Genomic DNA, 16,303 nt, shown 5'->3' on the forward strand with positions numbered 1-16,303 from the left:
CCGGCGTCAGGACATGTCGAGGGCGCGGACCCAGTCGCCGTGGCCGTGGGCCGTGGCAAGGGGGCGGCCGTTGACGGCGACGACGAAGATGCCCTTGTGGCGGCGGATCGACTCCGGGACCTGCGCGGCGACGTCGGGCAGGAGGGTCACGCCCTCGACCGAGATCCACACGCAGTCCAGCTCGGTGACCCGGCGGACGAACGCGGCGCGGGCCGGCGGCTCGAGGTATCCGAGCACGGCGGTGTGGAACACCACCGGAGTCGATCCCGCGGGACAGGCGGCGACCGAGGCCTCCAGCTTCTCGACGAGGTCGCCCGCGATGATCTGCGGCGGATCCGCGGCGGCGATGTCGAGCGCGGCGTCCAGCCGGGGACCGCGCTGTGCCTGCTGTCCGGGCCAGATCAGGCTCTGCAGCCAGGCCCGCGAGTCGGCGTCGGCGGGGTCGATGGGGGACAGGTCGACGCCGCCGCGGTGGACGACGTCCGGCAGAGTGCGGGGCAGCGGGACGCCGTCCCGCAGGTCGCAGTCGAGGACCGGGGGCTCCGTTGTGGCGTCGCCGGCGGTGGGCACCAGGTCGTGCACCCCGCCGCCGTCGAGGGTGAAACGGTAGGCGTAGCGGTCCGGGTACAGGCACAGGCCGGCGGAGGCGCCCATCTCCACCAGTGAGAGCGGTCCGGGCAGCAGGGACAGGAACGGCAGCAGCACCGCGCAGCGCTTGGCCTCGTTGGTCTGGGTGGAGTGGGTGAGGATGACCTGCTCGATCTCCGACCACCGGGCGTGGACGAAGTCGCGGAAGGCCGGGTAATCCTCGGTCTCGGGTGCGCCGGCATGCCGGGCGGCGGCAAAGACGAGCGCGGGCTGACGCTTGATCCGCGGCAGTGAGGCGATGAGGCCACTCGTGTCCGGGTCCTCGGCGATGCCGCGCGCCCAGGAGAGGTAGACCGGGGTGCGTCCGCGGACCTCGAACTCGGCGAAGTCGGAGTAGCGGGTGGGGACGTCGTCGACGTGCGCGGAGTCCATGGGGTCCAGCGTCGCACACCCCCAGGGCGAGGAGGGGTGGCCTGGCCCCATCCGAACGGGTATGTTGGTGATGCATCAATAACATTGAGAGATACGCGGAGACGACATGACTGCCATCACCGACTTCACGCCCGCCCGGAACGCCTCGACCGACGGCGAGTTCGTCCGCGACGCCACCTACATCAACGATCGCGTGGTGGCGGACCTCCCGGCCGGCTCGGACCCGGTGGGGGAGAGGATAGGCGAGATGCGCTGGCCGGTGGAGGCCGGCCGTTATCGCCTCATGGCCGCCCGGGCCTGCCCGTGGGCCAGCCGCACCATCATCGTGCGCCGCCTGATGGGACTCGAGGACGCGATCTCGATGGGCCTGGCGGGCCCGACGCACGACGTCAACTCCTGGGTCTTCGATCTCGACCCGGAGGAGAAGGACCCCGAGACCGGCTTGCACCGCCTGCAGGAGGCGTATTTCAACCGGATCCCCGACTACCCGCGGGGGATCACGGTCCCCGCGCTGGTCGACCTGCCCACGAAGTCGGTGGTGACCAACGCCTACCAGAAGCTCAACTTCGACCTCCTCTCCGAGTGGACGGAGTTCCACCGGGAGGGTGCCCCGGACCTGTACCCGCCCGAGCACCGGGACGAGATCGACGAGCTCGACTCGTGGATCTACCCCACCGTGAACAACGGCGTCTACCGCTGCGGCTTCGCGGCGGACCAGGACGCGTACGAGCAGGCGTACGACGAGCTGTGGGAGTCGTTGGACCGGCTCGAGGAGAGGTTGTCCACGCGCCGCTACCTCGTCGGCGACACGATCACCGTCGCGGACATCCGGCTGTTCACCACGCTGGTCCGCTTCGACGCCGTCTACCACGGCCACTTCAAGGCCAACCGCAGCAAGATCAGCGAGATGCCCGCGCTGTGGGGTTACCTCCGGGACCTGTTCCAGACCCCCGGCTTCGGTGACACGTGCGACTTCCCGCAGATCAAGGAGCACTACTACAACGTCCACCGGGACGTGAACCCCACGGGAGTGGTCCCCAAGGGGCCGGACCTGTCCGGCCTGCTCACCCCGCACCACCGGGAGGAGCTGGGGGGTCGTCCGTTCGGCGACGGCACCGCACCCGGGCCCATCGCGAACCCGGCGGAACGCGTCCCGGAAGGGCACGGCGCGGCCTGAGAGCCGGGTGAACGCCTAGACTCACCACCTGTGACCCCAGCCCCCGCCGAACCCGGCCGCTACCGTCGTGGCGCCCGACAGTTCCTCATGTTCGGGATCGTGGGCGGCTCCGGGATGGTCGTCAACATGATCGTCACGGTCCTGATGAACAAGGCCAACGGCGGTACGCAGAACGCCCAGGACATCCTCTTCCCCCTCGTGGGCACGGAGTTCAACTTCCGTTTCACCACACTGGTGTGGATCGTGGCGTTCCTCGTGGCGAACGTCTACAACTTCCTGCTCAACCGGCACTGGACGTTCGGCAAGGGGCACAAGGCGCCGGCCTGGCAGGAGTTCTGGCCGTTCCTCGTGGTGGGGTCGGTGGCGGCCGCCGCGGGCATCTTCATCAAGCTGGCGTTCACCAATCCCACCAGCCCGTTCTACCTGCCGGAGCCCCTGTTCCACGAGGACGCCGGGATCAACTCCCGCGAGTACTGGGGTCAGCTGCTGACGATTCTCATCACGATGCCGATCAACTTCGTCGTCAACAAGCTCTGGACCTTCCGCGCGGTGCGTAACCGTCACCACGCGCGGTCCACCGCGGACGCGACGGACGCAACGGGTGCGACGGACGCCGCCGACGCGGTGGTCTAGGCCCGGTCGTGGAGACGTCGTCACTGGTCCTGTGGTTCGACCTGATGGGCGTGTTCTTCTTCGCGTTGTCCGGCAACCTGTTGGCGGCACAAAAGGACATCGACATCACCGGTGGCCTCGTGTTGGGGCTGCTCGCCGGCCTCGGCGGCGGCATCATCCGCGACGTCCTGCTGGGTGTCACCCCGCTGTCGCTCTCGCAGCCCGTCTATCTGGTGCCGCCGTTGGTCGCGGCGGCGGTCGTCTACCTGCTCGGCTCGTTCATCCATCGCGTGCAGACGCTGATCGTCGCCTTCGACGCCGCCGGTCTCGGACTGTTCTGCACCTTCGGCACGGCGCGCGCGCTGGACCACGGGATGCCGGTCGCGTCGGCGCTGCTGCTGGGAGTGGTCACCGCGGTGGGCGGTGGGTTGCTGCGCGACGTCGTGGCAAACGAGATCCCCGCCGTGTTCAGCGGATCCAACCTGTACGTCATCCCGGCCGCTGCCGGCGCAGCGTTGACCGCGCTCGCCGTCGGGACGGGGACCTGGGGTCCGGTCGCCGCGACCGCACTGTCGTTCCTCGTGTTCGCCTTCCGCATGGTCGCCTGGCGCCGACAGTGGCGTGTCCCGGCGCCCGTGCGCAGTTGGACCGTGCGTGACCTCGACGTGCTCCGGCGCCGGGAACGGTCGGTGTTCGGCCGTCCGCGGCGGGAGAGGAGCCCCGGCGACGGCGAGAGCGACGGCGAGAACGACGACGACGAGGGCAGCGATCCCGGCAGCGGCGGCCATCCCGACGGCGGCCGAGGCTTCCGGCCGGGCCGACGTCGGTAGGGTTGTCCGGTGCAGTACTACCTCAGCCTGCTGGGCTTCGCGGCGATCGACTCGGTCAACCTCCTGGCCTTCGCCGTCATCGCGGGTCTGTGGCTGACGTCCGCCGGCCGCGGGATCGCGTTCGCCCCGCGGGCGGCCCGGTTCACCGGTGGTGCGTTCTGCGGCATCGTCCTGCTCTCGCTGATCTCGGTGTGGGTGATCGGCAACAACCAGGAGCTCGTCCGCAGCCTGTTCCACAACGTGTGGGCGATGGTCGTGCTCGGGGTGGTCGGCCTGGTCATCACCGTCATGGGCCTGCGCAGGCCGGCCGAGGCGAAGGAAGAGAACGTCGAGGGCCCGCTCACCCAGAACGTCCTGCAGAAGTTCGGGATCATGGCCACGGGCGTCGTCCTGGGGGTCATCCAGTCCGGCACGTCGGCGCCGTTCGCGGCGGGGATGGTGCTCATCTCGTTCGCCGAGACCCCGTGGTGGTCCAAGCTGCTGCAGATCCTGTTCTTCGCGGTCATCGCGATCCTGCCCAGTGCCGGGTTGATCATCGCGCTGTCGCGGGTCCGCTCGGGCGGGATCGGTGCGGCTACCCGCCGCATCGACCGGTTCCTGTCGTACGGCCGCGTGGCGGGCCGCGTGCTCACCCTCGTCGTGGGCGTGGCTCTGCTGGTCCTCGCCGCGGTCCGGATCGTCCAGCTCACGGGTGTGTTGTCGTAGCGCGGCCCTAGGGTGACGGGCGACCACCGCACGGGTGGTCCGATGAACCCGGGAGACCCCATGCAGACGCACGATTCGACCACCGCAGACGCCTCGACCTCCACCGTTGCCGGGACCGCGACCGACGCCGCCCCCACCGCCCCCGCCGCGGGCGCCGTGCTGTGCGAGGACGGGCTGATGCGACCTCCCTGGGCGGCGCGGGATCCGCTGCTGCGGGAGTACTACGACACGGAGTGGGGCATGCCCGTCCACGACGAGGCCGGGCTGTTCGAGCGGCTGGTCCTCGAGGGCTTCCAGTCCGGTCTGAGCTGGGTGACGATCCTCCGCAAACGCCCGGCGTTCCGGGAGGCGTTCGCGGGGTTCGACCCGGACGTCGTCGCCGCCTTCGACGACGACGACGTCGCCAGGTTGATGAACGACGAGCGGATCGTGCGCAACCGCCGCAAGATCGACGCCACCGTCGCCAACGCCCGTGCCGTGGTCGCGCTGCGGGCCGACGGGGGGCTCACGGAGCTGATCTGGTCGTACCGGCCGGAGACCACCCCGCACCCGCGCACCATCGACGAGGTGCCCAGCCGCTCGCCGGAGTCGGAGGCGCTGGCCGGGGAACTCAAGCGCCGGGGCTTTACCTTCGTGGGGCCGGTGACCATCTACGCGCTGATGGAGGCCATCGGGGTGGTCGACACCCATCTGGTGGACTCGCACCGTCGCGGCAGCTCGGGGGTGTGGACGCCGGAGGGCACCCGGTGACCGGGGGCCCGGGGAGCTAGCGGGGCGCCGCGGGCGGAGCGGGTGATGCGGGCGCCGCGGGCGGTGTGGACAGGCTCGGCAGCCCGGGTGGTCCGGGCAGTCCGGGCAGTCCGGCCGGGGTGGGCAGGTCGGGCAGTGACACGGCCAGTGGGCCGGCCTCGTCGACCTGCCCGGTGGCGGGGCCACCCAGGCAGCCGGGGATCCCGCGCAGGGCGGCCATGCGTGCGAGGGACCGGTCGAGGTCGGCCCGGCTCAGTGCCCCCACGGACACGGCGTGCTCGACCGCGTCGAGGGCATCGGGGATCCCGGTGGTGGTGATCCACAGCGGGGAGTCGGCGCCGGCGACGAGGGACTCGGCCACCGCACGGGGAAGGGGGTACGCGTCGGTGACGGCACGCATGCCGGACAGGTCGTCGGTGAAGATCGGGCCGTCGAACGGCGGCGCCCCGTAGCCGTGGCCGTCGCGGAGAAGTTGGTACGCGGCCGGGGAGAGCGAGGCCGGACGGTCCACCCCGGTCAGGCCGGGGACCTGCTGGTGGCCCAGCATCATGCCGGCACCGGAGGTCTCGGCGAGCTCGGCGAAGGGGTGCAGGTCGTGGGGGACGAGTTGGTCCAACGGCGGCACCGTCACCGACTGGTGGTGGCTGTCGCCGGAGGACCTGCCGTGGCCGGGGAAGTGCTTGAACACCGGGGTCACGCCGGCGTCCTGCAGTCCGGTCGCGAAGGCGCGGGCATAGCTCACGACGCGCGCGGGATCGGGGGAGAAGGACCGGTCGCCGATCACCGCGCCGTCCGGTTGCTCGGAGACGTCGAGTGACGGGGCGAAGTCGACGGTGACGCCCATCCCGCGCAGGAACTCACCGCGGGTCCGGGCGGCCGACCGGACCTGCTCGGGAGTCATGGTGGCGGCCATGACCCGGGCGGACGGCAGGGGGCCGGCGAAGGGCGCGATGCGCGAGACCCGCCCGCCCTCCTCGTCGATCGCCACCAGCAGGGGAAGGGGTGAGTCGTTCTGGAGCCGGGCGAGCCCGTCGCCGGAGACCACCTCGCCCACCACGCCCCCGCCGAGGAAGATCCCCCCGATCCCGTGCTGCTCCACCGCCTGTCGGGCATCGGCCATCGAGCTCACGCCGACGGTGAACAGTTGCGCGATGCGCTCCCGCTGGGTCAGCGAATCGAGCGGGGACTCGCACTGTGGCGCCGGCGGCCCCGGGGTGGCGGCCGTGTCGTGGGCAGAGCCGGCAGTGCCGGCAGTGCCGGCAGTGCCGGCAGCGCTGACGGGCGCCGGTTCAGCGGGCTCGTCGGCGCCGCACCCGGACAGCACCAGCCCGGCGACGAGGACTGCGGCCGTCCCACGGAGCCGGCGGGAGAAGGACACGACGTCCAATGTAACCGGCCGGGCGGGGCGACCGGATCCGCGCAGGGGCCCGGGGGCGCGTTCACCTGCTGTCCACCAGGGTCTGTGATGGTGGCGCGGTGACATCGACTCTCGAACGCAGGCTGGGATTGTCGGACGCCGTCGTGGTGGGCCTCGGGGCGATGATCGGCGCCGGGGTGTTCGTGGCGTTCGCGCCCGCCGCGGCCCGGGCGGGTTCGCTGGTGTGGGCCTCGCTGGCGGTGGCCGCGGTGGTGGCGGTGTGCAACGCGTTGTCGTCGGCCCGGTTGGCGGCGCAGTTCCCCTCGGCGGGCGGGACGTACGTCTACGGGCGAGAGCTCCTCGGGCCGCTACCGGGGTTCCTCGCCGGCTGGGGCTTCGTGGTGGGCAAGACCGCGTCCTGCGCGGCGATGGCACTCACCGTGGGGCTCTACATCTGGCCCGGGCACGCCGCCCTCGTCGCGGCCGCGGCGGTGCTCGCGTTGACGATCCTCTCCGTGCTCGGCGTGCAGCGCACTGCCACCGCGTCCAAGGTCCTGGTCGGGATGGTGCTGACGGTCCTGGCGGCGTTCGTCGTGGTGGCATGGGCGACGGGATCCCCCGCCACCGGGCCGACGGCGCCGATGCCCGCCGTCGACGCGGAGGCGTGGCCCGCCCGGATCCTCGGGGTGTTCGGCGGCGCCGGGTTCTGCTTCTTCGCCTTCGCGGGGTACGCCCGCATCGCGACCCTCGGGGAGGAGGTGCGCGAGCCCGCCCGCACGATCCCCCGGGCGGTGGTCGTGGCGATCTCCGTGGTGATCGCGGTCTACGCGGCGGTGTTGGCCACCACGGTGCACGTCCTCGGGGTGGGCGGGGTGGCCGCCAGCGCCGCGCCTGTGCTCGACGCGGCCGCGCAGCTCGGCGGTGAGCACGGCGGAGGTGAGTACGGCGGCGGAGGTGAGCACGGTGGCGGTGTGCTCGCCACCCTGGTCCGGGTCGCCGCCGGGTTCGCCGCGCTCGGGGCGTTGCTCGGCGGGGTGCTCGGCGTGTCCCGGACGACGCTGGCGATGGCCCGCGACCGGCACCTGCCCACGCCGCTGGCGGCCGTGCACCCGACCACGCGGACGCCGTACGTCGCCGAGCTCTGCGTGGGCGTACTGGTGGCGGTGATCGTGCTGGTCGCGGATGTCCGCCAGGCGATCGGGTTCTCATCCTTCGCCGTGCTCGCCTACTACCTCGTCGCGAACGCGGCGGCTCTTCGTCTCGATCGGCGACGTCGGCGGCTGCCGGCGTGGATTCCGCTGCTGGGCGCGATCGGGTGCGTGATGGTGGCGGGGAGTCTGCCCTGGCAATCCGTGGCCGGGGGTGTCGTCGTCTTCGTCGTCGGGGGCGGGGTCTACGCGGTCACGCGCCGCCGGGCGGTGCCCCCGGGCGTAGCGTCACAGGCATGACTCGCGTCGACTCCCGCCCCGCCCGGGCCCGTCTGCTCCCGTCCCACCTGCGCCGCGCCGTGATCGGGGCGCCCATGGCGGGCGGGCCCACGACACCGGAGCTCATCGCCGCCGTCGGAGAGGCGGGCGGGCTCGCGATGATCGGCTCCGGTTACCTCGACGCCGCCGGCACCCGGGCGGAGATGGCTCGCGTCCGTGAACTCACCGACGCGCCGTTCGGGGTCAACGTCTTCCTCCTCGACCGCGCGGACTCCGACGCCGCGCTGTCCGCGGCGGGTGGCCCCGGCGTGGTGGCGGAGTTCGCGGCCGCGATCGGACCGGTCGCACAGCGGCTGGGGGTCGCACTCACTCCGGGGCCGGAGTTCACCGACTTCGACCAGGACGCCACCCTGGACGTCCTGGTCGAGGACCCGGTCGCGGTGGTCTCCTTCACCTTCGGCATCCCGGACCCCGGGGTGGTCCGGGCGTTGCAGGACGTGGGGTCGGCCGTGGTCGTCACGGTGGCCGGGGTCGCGGACGCGCGCCGTGCGGTCGAGGTGGGCGCGGACTGGCTGTCGGTGCAGAGCGCGGAGGCCGGCGGTCACCGGTCCACGACGACGGTCGGGGAGGAGCCCGACGACATCACGACGCTGGCACTGGTGCGGGCGGTGCGCGAGGAGTTGCCGGAGACGGAGTTCGTGGCGGCGGGCGGGATCAGTACGCCCGAGGACGTCGCCGCCGTTCTGGCCGCCGGGGCGGACGGGGTCCAGGTGGGCACCGTCCTGCTGCGCACGCCGGAGGCGGGTACGAGTGCCCTGCACCGGGCCGCGCTCGGGGACCCCCGGTTCACCGAGTCGCGGCCGACCCGCTGCTACACCGGCCGCTTCGCACGGTCACTGGTCAACGAGTTCGTGGACGAGTTCGACGCGGCCGCGCCCCCGGCGTACCCGCATCTCCACCTGCTCACCGGACCCATGCGGAAGGCCGCGGCGCAGGCCGGCGACCCCGAGGTGCCGCCGCTGTGGGCCGGCTCCCGCTGGCGGGAGGCCGACGCTTACGCCGATCGACCGGCAGCCGAGGTCGTCGCGGACCTGTGGGACCGGGCGGTCCAGCAGCGCGGTTAGGGGACCCCGGCGAGTCGGGAGAAAGCGGGGGTCAGGCGGCCCGGCGTTCGGCCTCGGCGGCGATGTCGGCCAGGTCCTGCTCCATAGTCTTGCGGGTGGACTTCTCCGCGAACCGGCCCATCACGGTCATCACCACGCGGGAGACCGCGGGAGCGTGCGCGGTGTGCGCCCCGAACCGCATCCGCAGGGTCGAGCCACCTTCGGCGTCCGGGGTGATGGTGAAGACGGTCTTGTACTCGGTGCCGCCGTTCTCAGCGACGATCGTGGTGGAGTGCGGAGGCTCGACGGCCACCACCATCATCTCCTCGGTGGCCTTCATGCCGAACATCGTGCGGGTCTCGCGCCAGCGCAGACCGGGCTGGTACGGGCCGGGCGTGAGGATCTCGACCGCCTGCACCCCGCTGAGCGTGCGGTGCGCCTCCGGGATGTCGGCGAGCACGGCCCACACGGTCTCGGGGGCCGCGGCGACGTGGCGGGTCAGGTCGAGTTCCATGGCTCCACGGTACCGGCGCCTCCGGACGGAACGGGTCGCGACAGAACGGGTTGCGGAAATGCGGAAACCGGCCCCCGCCGGAGCGGGGGCCGGTCTCACGGTGCACTCGGGCCGACCGCAGCCGGGCCCGGGCGAGGCGCCGTCAGGCGCGTCGGCTCAGGAACCGAGGGCGTCGGTGACCGTGCTGACGAGGCCGCCGAAGAACTGGAGGACGTTGGCGGCCAGGTCGGCACCGCCGTCGACGACCTGCGAACCGGTGCTGACAGCGCTGGAGCCGGTCGCGAGGCCGGGGAGGAAGGTCTCGATGGAACCCATGAGATGGTCCTTTCGTCGGGGATGCGACGCCTGGTGCGTCGATCGGTGTGCGTGGTTCCCGGCGGGCTCGAGGCTCACCGGGAACTCACTTCTGGACGCTACGTACGGCTGCAGCGGGATTCACCCGGTTCAGTGCCGCGCGCGGGCAATTCTCGGGTAATGCTTTTTACTTTCGCAGGTCGGCAGACGTTCTCGGTTTAATGTGATCTGCATCACATGGATTACTGAAAGGCGTGCCGCACTTTTCCGGAAAGGCCCGGGAGGCGGGGAAAAGAAAGGGTTGATAAATGCACAACGCCGGCATCCTCGAATGAGGATGCCGGCGTTGAAAGCGACTAGGACCTCGTGGGTCCAGCGTCACTCAGCTCAGAGCGAGCCGACGACGTTGCCGAGCGAGCCGGTGACGGTGCCGTAGACACCCTCGGCGGCGGCGGAGCCGGTGCCGATGAAGCCCTCGGCGGCGGCGGAGCCGGTGCCGATCAGGCTGTTGAAGAAGCTGAGGAAATCGTTGAAGATGCTCTCGATCATGAGAGACCCCTTTCGTCTGTGGGCGGCGCGAGGGTGCGCCGCACTCGTGGTGCAGTCCTGCTTTCGGACTCGAGGAGTACATCCCGAATCCGCTGGAGGACGTTACGCAGCACCGGCGGAATTTCTACCCACAGCTCGGTTTCGGGGCCCCCGGGACAGCACACATGTCTTTATCCACGCAGATAATGAGCCTCTCGAACTTTCTTTTGTTAGGGGAGTCACATTCGCGAAAAAACTCGGGGAGCGGGGACGCGTTCGACGGGCCATCGGACGCCCGGGTCCCACCGCGGGCGGGTACGGGGGAGAATGGTGGCCATGACGCCGCCGAACGCCACCGACACCGCCCAGACGATCCCGCTCCCGCAGGGCTTCCGCGCCCACGCGGGTGCCGCCGGACTGCGCGAGCGCGGGGATGACGTCTTCGTCGTCGTCAACGACGGCCCCTCCCCGGCGTCGTCCGCGGTGTTCACCCGGTCCCTCTTCGCCGGCCCGTCGGTCGTGCTCAGCCGCGCCAACGCACAGAGCGGTCGGGCGCGCGGCGTCGTGGTGGTGGCCAAGAACGCCAACGTCGCGACCGGTGAGCAGGGCATGGCCGACGCGCGCGAGGTGCTCGAGCACGCGGCCGGCGCGGTGGGCGCCGAGCCGGAGGAGATGCTCATCGCCTCCACCGGGGTCATCGGACGGCGCTACCCGATGGACCTGCTGCGCACGCACCTCGACGGGTTGGCCGACGCCGAGTTCGATGCCGACGCCGTCGCCCTGGCCGGCGCGATGATGACCACGGACACCCACCCCAAGACCGCGCGGGTGGAGATGACGACGACGACGGGCGGCACGGCTGAGATCGTGGGCATCGCCAAGGGCGTCGGGATGATCGAACCGGACATGGCGACGATGATCGCGGTGCTGTTCACCGATGCCGCAGTGGAGCCGGGTGTGCTGGACGCCGCGTTCAGGGCCGCGGTGGACGAGACCTTCAACTGCTTGTCCGTCGATACGGACACCTCGACCTCCGACACCGCGATCGCGTTGGCGAGCGGGTCGGGTGACCCGGTCGGGGAGGACGAACTGCGCGAGGCGTTCGCGGCGATCTGCCTGGACCTGACCCGCCAGCTGGCGCGCGACGGCGAGGGCGCCACCAAACTCCTGACCGTCGAGGTGACCGGCGCGCGTGACCGCGCGCAGGCCAAGCGGGTCGCCAAGGCGATCCTCAACTCCCCACTGGTCAAGACCGCGGTGCACGGCGCCGACCCCAACTGGGGCCGGGTGGCGATGGCGATCGGCAAGTGTCACGACGAGACGGACATCGACCCCGAGCGGGTGCGGATCGTGTTCGGCGACCTCGAGACGTATCCCGCGTTCCCGGGCGAGGCCGAGCTCGAACGGCTCACCGAGATCATGCGGGCCGAGGAGGTCACCATCGCGGTCGACCTGGGAGTGGAGGGTGGCGCCGCCGACGGGAGCTGCACGGTCTACGGCTGCGACCTCACCCGCGAGTACATCTCGATCAACGCCGACTACACGACGTGAGCGGGGTCGGGTCGGCTGGCACCGCCGCAGACCTCGAGGCGATCCGGGCCGTCTTCGCCCGCCGCCTGTACGTCATGGACACCAAGCAGTGGGACGGCTACGGTCCGTGCCACACCGAGGACGTGGTCAGCGAATCCTGGGCCGCGAGCGGCGGTGCCGCGCAGGTGCGCGGTCGCGAGGCGCTCACCGCCGCGATCCGCGACACCCTCGACGGGCCGAACCCGGTGACGAGCGTCCACCACGGGCACACCCCGCTGCTGGAGCTGACGGGCCCGGACCCGACCACCGGCGAGGCCACGGCCACCGGCGTCTGGGCGATGGAGGACCGGCTGTGGTGGTCGGTCGACGGCCGCGAGCGCTGGCTCCACGGCTGGGGGCACTACCACGAGCGCTACCGCCGGGTGGACGGGCGCTGGCTGATCGCGTACCGGAGGCTCGAACGGATCCGGGTGGACACCGGCTGGAACTAGCCCGCCGGGTTGGGACTGCGGCGCGCCATGGAGAGCAGGGTGTCGCGGGTGTCGTGCCACACGGTGCCGGTGATGTCGCCCCACGGGTCGTGGCCGCCCGGCACGAGCGAGACGCGGGCCGGGTCCCCGGCGCGGCGGGCCGCCCGAACGTACGCCTCCGACTGCTCGGGGGGCACGACCTTGTCGTCGCGGCCGTGGACGCACACCACCGGCAGGCCCGTGGGCAGGTGGGTCGTCGGCGAGGCGTCAACGTAGCGCTGGCGGCGATCGTCCGGCCGGCCGCCGAGGAGTTCGTGGACGTAGCGGTCGCCGGCGCGCTCGGCCGCGAGGAGGTCCGCCACCCCGGCCAGGGAGACGCAGCCGGAGACGGGCACCGCGGGTCGCGACCCCGGAAGCGAGGACGGCAGCCGGGCCCGCCCTGCGACCCACAGCGCGAGATGGCCGCCGGAGGAATGCCCGGCCACCACCACGCGACGCAGGTCGAGCCGGTCGTCGACCCGGGCGGAGACCTCGACGAGGTGGTCCACCGCGTCGCAGACGTCCGCCACGGTGGTGGGCCAGCCGCCACCGGAGTCCACCCGGCGGTACTCGACGTTCCACACAGCCACGTCGAAGGACGCCAGGTCGCGCGCATGGTTCTCCATGTACGCCAGGCCGAGCGAGTCCCGCCAACCTCCGCCGTGGATGAGCACCACCACCGGCAGCGCCGGGTTGGCCGAATCGGGCAGGTACAGGTCGCCGAACGTCTGGCCGTCGGTGTCGCCCGGATCGGTGTAGTAGAAGCGACGGGGCTCCCGCACCCGGACGGCGCCCTCCGGCGCAACGTACGGGCGCGGTGCCACCGAGTCCGAACCCTGGCCGGAGGCGAACTCCTCGTCGTCGTCATCCCCGGCGATCACCGAGGTCAACGCCCACCCCGCCGCCCCGCCGAGAACCGCGGACAAGCCGACCAGCAGGGAGCGGCGGGACAGATCGGGCCGGGCGCGGCGACCGGGCGAGCGGCGGCCGGACGATCGGGGGCTGGGCATGCGGCGGCGGGACCTCCTGGTCGGGGGAGCCGGCCGGCCCGGGGTTCAGGCAGTGGACCTCAAACCATGGACCTCAGGGCAGTGGACCTCAGGCCGTGCCGGCGACGACGTCGTTCTCCGCGCCATCGTAGAACGGGACGTACCCCTTCTCCTTGGACAACACGTAGAGCGGGTCGTCGAACTTCGAGGTGTCGAAGGCCTGCTCGCGGAGTTCGGTCTTGCGGCTCTTGTAGGTCGAGGTGTGCTCGAGCTCCTTGGACAGCCGGATGAACAGGGGTACCGCGTACGAGGGCAGCGATGCCCGTAGGTGCTCGGCCAGTGCCGCGCCGTCGAAGTCGGACTTGTCGTGCAGGCGCACCGCCGCCATGCCCGCCTTGCCGTCGGCGTCGGGCACGGCCACGCCGTAGACCACGGCCTGGTCCACCTCGGGGCGGGAACTGACCGCGGCCTCGACCTCCGTGGTGGCGACGTTCTCGCCCTTCCAGCGGAAGGTGTCCCCCAGACGGTCGACGAAGGACGCGTGCTTGAGCCCCTGGTTGAGCATGAGGTCACCGGAGACGAACCACGCGTCGCCGTCGCTGAAGGCGTCGCGGACGATCTTCTTCTCCGTGGCCTCCTTGTCGGTGTATCCGTCGAAGGGCTGCGAGTCGGAGATGCCGCTGATCAGCAGGCCGGTCTTCCCCTTGCCCACCCGGGTCAGCCGGCCGTCGTCACCGCGGCGGGGCTCGCCCGTCTCGGGGTCGTAGTCGACGATCGCGAAGTCCATCGGGCAGTAACCGGTGGTCCGGGGAACGTTGAAGGCGTTGACGAAGGCGATGTTGCACTCGCTGGCCGCGTAGAACTCACAGATCCGGCCCACCCCGAACCGCTCCTGGAATTCGTCCCAGATCTCGGGCCGCAGGCCGTTGCCGGTCATCACGCGGACGGAGTGGTCACGATCGCCCGGGCCGGGGTCCTGGTTGAGCAGGTACCGGCAGATCTCGCCGATGTAGATCGCGGCCGTGGCCCCGGCCGCGCGGGCCTGGTCCCAGAACTTGGTCGCGGAGAAATGCTCCTCGATCGCCAGGCACGCCCCGGAGGCGAGGACGCAGCCGAGGGCCACGGTGAGCGCGTTGTTGTGGTACATCGGCAGCGGGCAGAGCAGGACGTCGTCCTTCTTCAGCCGCACACCCGACAGGCCGAACCCGGCCATCGCCTTGTTCCAGCGGTAGTGGGACATCGTCGAGGCCTTGGGCAGGCCCGTCGTCCCCGACGTGAAGACGTAGTACGCCGTCTCCTCGCCCACGGTCTCGTCGGCCTCCGGCGGGTTGACCTCACCCACGTCGTCGCCCAGCGCCTCGAGCTCGTCCTCCAGCCACGTCAGGTCGGACAGTTCCTCCGGACGGTGCCCGGCGGTGAACTCGCGGTAGGGCAGGTCGACCTGGGAGCTGACGGCGACGAGCTCCCCGATCCAGTTCTCGCGGGGCACGGACTGGACCGCCTCCGCGCACTCGGCGCCGACCAGGACGAGCTTGGATCCGAGGATCTTCTGCGAGTGGTCGAGGACCTCCCCGCGCTGCTGGTGGTTGAGCAGGCCCACCGACGCGCCGACCTTGACCGCGCCCAGGATCGCGAGCAGGACCTCGGTGCGGTTGACCATGCAGATGCCGACGGTGTCACCCCGCTCGACCCCGCGCGCCCTGAGAACCTCGGCGAAGCGGTTCGCCCGCCGGTTGGCCTCACCGTAGGAGACCTCGGAGCCGAGGAACTTGAGGAACGGTGCGTCGGGCCGGGCCGCCGCGAGCTTCTGGAAGCGCCGGCCGATCGACACCTTGTGGCTGCTGCGGGACGTACGCACGATGCGCAACCCGTTGAGGACCGACGGCAGGTCGGCGGTGAGGGAGGGCAGACCCTTGGCGAGATCGACCGGGCTGAGGGTCCGGGCGGCCTCGGACCGGCGGGCGGTGGCAGTGGACGAGTCGGTCACGGCTTCTCCTCTGTGGCGGTGGTGAGTGACTTCGCTGGATCGCCCGCGAGGCCACGCCAGGCGAGCTCGACGACGACCCCGGCGGCCACCGATCGGGGGATCGAGCGGTGCGCGACGCGGTCCGCGACGGCCTCGCCCGCCCCGACGAGGGCGGTGGCGACCACCTCGAGCACCTCGCGACTGCGCTGGTCGACCGAGTTCTGCTCGAGCAGGTCGGTGGTCAGGTCCACCAGGACCGACCGGGTCTTCTCGACCTCCTCCCGGAACTGGGGTTCCGCGAAGGCCTGACGGTAGACGACGTTCCACGAGTCCGTGTGCTCATCGACGAACTCCAGGAACGCCTCGACGACTCCCTGGAGTCGCCCCCGCGGGCCGGCGCTGCCGGTCGCGGCGGTGGTGAGGTGGTCGATGAGCCGGCCGGACTCGCGGACCACGCACGCGGCGAACAACTCCTCCTTGGAGCCGTAGTAGAGGTACAGCATCGGCTTGGAGATGCTCGCGTGACGGGCGATGGTGTCCATCGAGGCCGACCGGTAGCCGAGATCGGAGAACACGCTGATCGCGGAATCGAGCATCTGTTGCTCGCGGATCGCGCGTGGGATGCGTTTGGTCCCCGTGGTCACAGGTCTCCTCCCGGCGGGCGCGGTGTCGAATGCAACCAACTTACCCGCCGGTAAGGACTTATGGGAGCCGCTCCACCGATCTGACGTGAGCTGGGTGCTACTCTTCCGGCGTCGGTGTGCTCCACGGCACCACCGGAAGACACTGTCACGTGAACCGCAGGGAGAACCCGATGAGCTTCGGTACCGGAGCGCTCGCCAGCGCAGTCGGCGGAATTGTCCTCGGCGGCATCGTCGCCTTCGGAGTCAGCTCCGCCATGGCCGAGAACTCCATCCCCGAGGTGGCGCAGCCGCCCGCCGACCAGGCCCTGCTCGGCCAGGTCGAATACGGCGCGCGCTGACCCCGCGCCG

At 71.2% G+C, this 16,303-nt stretch carries 18 protein-coding genes; 10 read left to right on the plus strand and 8 right to left on the minus strand.

Annotated features, from left to right (window positions below; genetic code table 11):
• Positions 1-6: 6 nt before the first annotated feature.
• Positions 7-1,020, minus strand: a complete 1,014-nt coding sequence (locus AC3DE3_RS06690) for a DUF2332 domain-containing protein (protein WP_488369421.1) — start codon at positions 1,018-1,020, stop codon at positions 7-9.
• A 106-nt stretch (positions 1,021-1,126) separates the two neighbouring features.
• On the opposite strand from AC3DE3_RS06690, the gene AC3DE3_RS06695 reads away from it, so the two are divergent.
• Genes AC3DE3_RS06695 through AC3DE3_RS06715 form a run of 5 tightly spaced genes read left to right on the plus strand, consistent with a single transcriptional unit; the run spans position 1,127 to position 5,094 of the window.
• Positions 1,127-2,197 carry a glutathione S-transferase family protein gene (locus AC3DE3_RS06695; protein ID WP_488369422.1) on the plus strand — a complete coding sequence of 357 codons (1,071 nt, stop codon included), beginning with the start codon at positions 1,127-1,129 and terminating at the stop codon, positions 2,195-2,197.
• A gap of 30 nt (positions 2,198-2,227) precedes the next feature.
• A complete protein-coding gene (locus AC3DE3_RS06700; RefSeq protein ID WP_260489054.1) occupies positions 2,228-2,830 on the plus strand; it encodes a GtrA family protein in 603 nt (200 codons plus the stop codon).
• Between the two features lie 8 nt (positions 2,831-2,838).
• On the plus strand, positions 2,839-3,639 hold the full coding sequence (locus AC3DE3_RS06705) for a trimeric intracellular cation channel family protein (RefSeq protein WP_488369423.1): 801 nt from the start codon (positions 2,839-2,841) through the stop codon (positions 3,637-3,639).
• 9 nt (positions 3,640-3,648) lie between these two features.
• On the plus strand, positions 3,649-4,344 hold the full coding sequence (locus tag AC3DE3_RS06710) for a hypothetical protein (RefSeq protein ID WP_260489052.1): 696 nt from the start codon (positions 3,649-3,651) through the stop codon (positions 4,342-4,344).
• Between the two features lie 60 nt (positions 4,345-4,404).
• Positions 4,405-5,094: a DNA-3-methyladenine glycosylase I gene (locus tag AC3DE3_RS06715; RefSeq protein ID WP_488369424.1), complete on the plus strand. Its 690-nt coding sequence runs from the start codon at positions 4,405-4,407 to the stop codon at positions 5,092-5,094.
• A gap of 16 nt (positions 5,095-5,110) precedes the next feature.
• Here the strand turns inward: AC3DE3_RS06715 and AC3DE3_RS06720 are convergent, their stop codons facing one another.
• On the minus strand, positions 5,111-6,472 hold the full coding sequence (locus tag AC3DE3_RS06720; RefSeq protein ID WP_488369425.1) for a glycoside hydrolase family 3 N-terminal domain-containing protein: 1,362 nt from the start codon (positions 6,470-6,472) through the stop codon (positions 5,111-5,113).
• A 98-nt stretch (positions 6,473-6,570) separates the two neighbouring features.
• Between AC3DE3_RS06720 and AC3DE3_RS06725 the strand changes: the two genes are divergently transcribed.
• Positions 6,571-7,899, plus strand: a complete 1,329-nt coding sequence (locus tag AC3DE3_RS06725; RefSeq protein ID WP_260489050.1) for an APC family permease — start codon at positions 6,571-6,573, stop codon at positions 7,897-7,899.
• The gene (locus AC3DE3_RS06730; RefSeq protein ID WP_488369426.1) at positions 7,896-9,002 is read left to right on the plus strand and encodes an NAD(P)H-dependent flavin oxidoreductase; all 1,107 of its coding nucleotides are present in this window, start codon (positions 7,896-7,898) and stop codon (positions 9,000-9,002) included. Before AC3DE3_RS06725 ends, AC3DE3_RS06730 begins: the two co-directional genes overlap by 4 nt.
• Before the next feature lie 31 nt (positions 9,003-9,033).
• Here AC3DE3_RS06730 and AC3DE3_RS06735 read toward each other — a convergent pair whose 3' ends face one another.
• From AC3DE3_RS06735 to AC3DE3_RS06745, 3 genes are all read right to left on the minus strand, one after another.
• Entirely contained in the window at positions 9,034-9,495 is a 462-nt protein-coding gene (locus AC3DE3_RS06735; RefSeq protein WP_488369427.1) for an SRPBCC family protein, read from the minus strand.
• 156 nt (positions 9,496-9,651) lie between these two features.
• A complete protein-coding gene (locus tag AC3DE3_RS06740) occupies positions 9,652-9,810 on the minus strand; it encodes a hypothetical protein (protein ID WP_260489047.1) in 159 nt (52 codons plus the stop codon).
• A gap of 366 nt (positions 9,811-10,176) precedes the next feature.
• Positions 10,177-10,338 (minus strand): hypothetical protein, encoded by a 162-nt coding sequence (locus AC3DE3_RS06745; RefSeq protein ID WP_488369428.1) that lies wholly within the window; start codon positions 10,336-10,338, stop codon positions 10,177-10,179.
• Between the two features lie 315 nt (positions 10,339-10,653).
• Here AC3DE3_RS06745 and argJ point away from each other — a divergent pair, with 315 nt between their 5' ends.
• The gene (gene argJ / locus AC3DE3_RS06750) at positions 10,654-11,868 is read left to right on the plus strand and encodes a bifunctional glutamate N-acetyltransferase/amino-acid acetyltransferase ArgJ (protein WP_488369429.1); all 1,215 of its coding nucleotides are present in this window, start codon (positions 10,654-10,656) and stop codon (positions 11,866-11,868) included.
• Positions 11,865-12,338: a nuclear transport factor 2 family protein gene (locus tag AC3DE3_RS06755; RefSeq protein ID WP_260489044.1), complete on the plus strand. Its 474-nt coding sequence runs from the start codon at positions 11,865-11,867 to the stop codon at positions 12,336-12,338. Before argJ ends, AC3DE3_RS06755 begins: the two co-directional genes overlap by 4 nt.
• On the opposite strand, the gene AC3DE3_RS06760 is transcribed toward AC3DE3_RS06755, so the two are convergent.
• The 3 genes from AC3DE3_RS06760 to AC3DE3_RS06770 all read right to left on the minus strand — a co-directional run bounded on the left by AC3DE3_RS06760 (position 12,335) and on the right by AC3DE3_RS06770 (position 15,955).
• On the minus strand, positions 12,335-13,366 hold the full coding sequence (locus AC3DE3_RS06760) for an alpha/beta hydrolase (RefSeq protein WP_260489043.1): 1,032 nt from the start codon (positions 13,364-13,366) through the stop codon (positions 12,335-12,337). The two genes, AC3DE3_RS06755 and AC3DE3_RS06760, sit on opposite strands and share 4 nt — an antisense overlap.
• Before the next feature lie 88 nt (positions 13,367-13,454).
• Positions 13,455-15,332 (minus strand): long-chain-acyl-CoA synthetase, encoded by a 1,878-nt coding sequence (locus AC3DE3_RS06765; protein WP_488369430.1) that lies wholly within the window; start codon positions 15,330-15,332, stop codon positions 13,455-13,457.
• Positions 15,329-15,955 (minus strand): TetR/AcrR family transcriptional regulator, encoded by a 627-nt coding sequence (locus AC3DE3_RS06770; RefSeq protein WP_260489041.1) that lies wholly within the window; start codon positions 15,953-15,955, stop codon positions 15,329-15,331. Before AC3DE3_RS06770 ends, AC3DE3_RS06765 begins: the two co-directional genes overlap by 4 nt.
• 149 nt (positions 15,956-16,104) lie before the next feature.
• Between AC3DE3_RS06770 and AC3DE3_RS06775 the strand changes: the two genes are divergently transcribed.
• The gene (locus AC3DE3_RS06775; RefSeq protein WP_396119694.1) at positions 16,105-16,293 is read left to right on the plus strand and encodes a DUF2613 domain-containing protein; all 189 of its coding nucleotides are present in this window, start codon (positions 16,105-16,107) and stop codon (positions 16,291-16,293) included.
• Positions 16,294-16,303: the final 10 nt, after the last annotated feature.

This window comes from Dietzia sp. IBK-p2-16D (assembly GCF_057773085.1).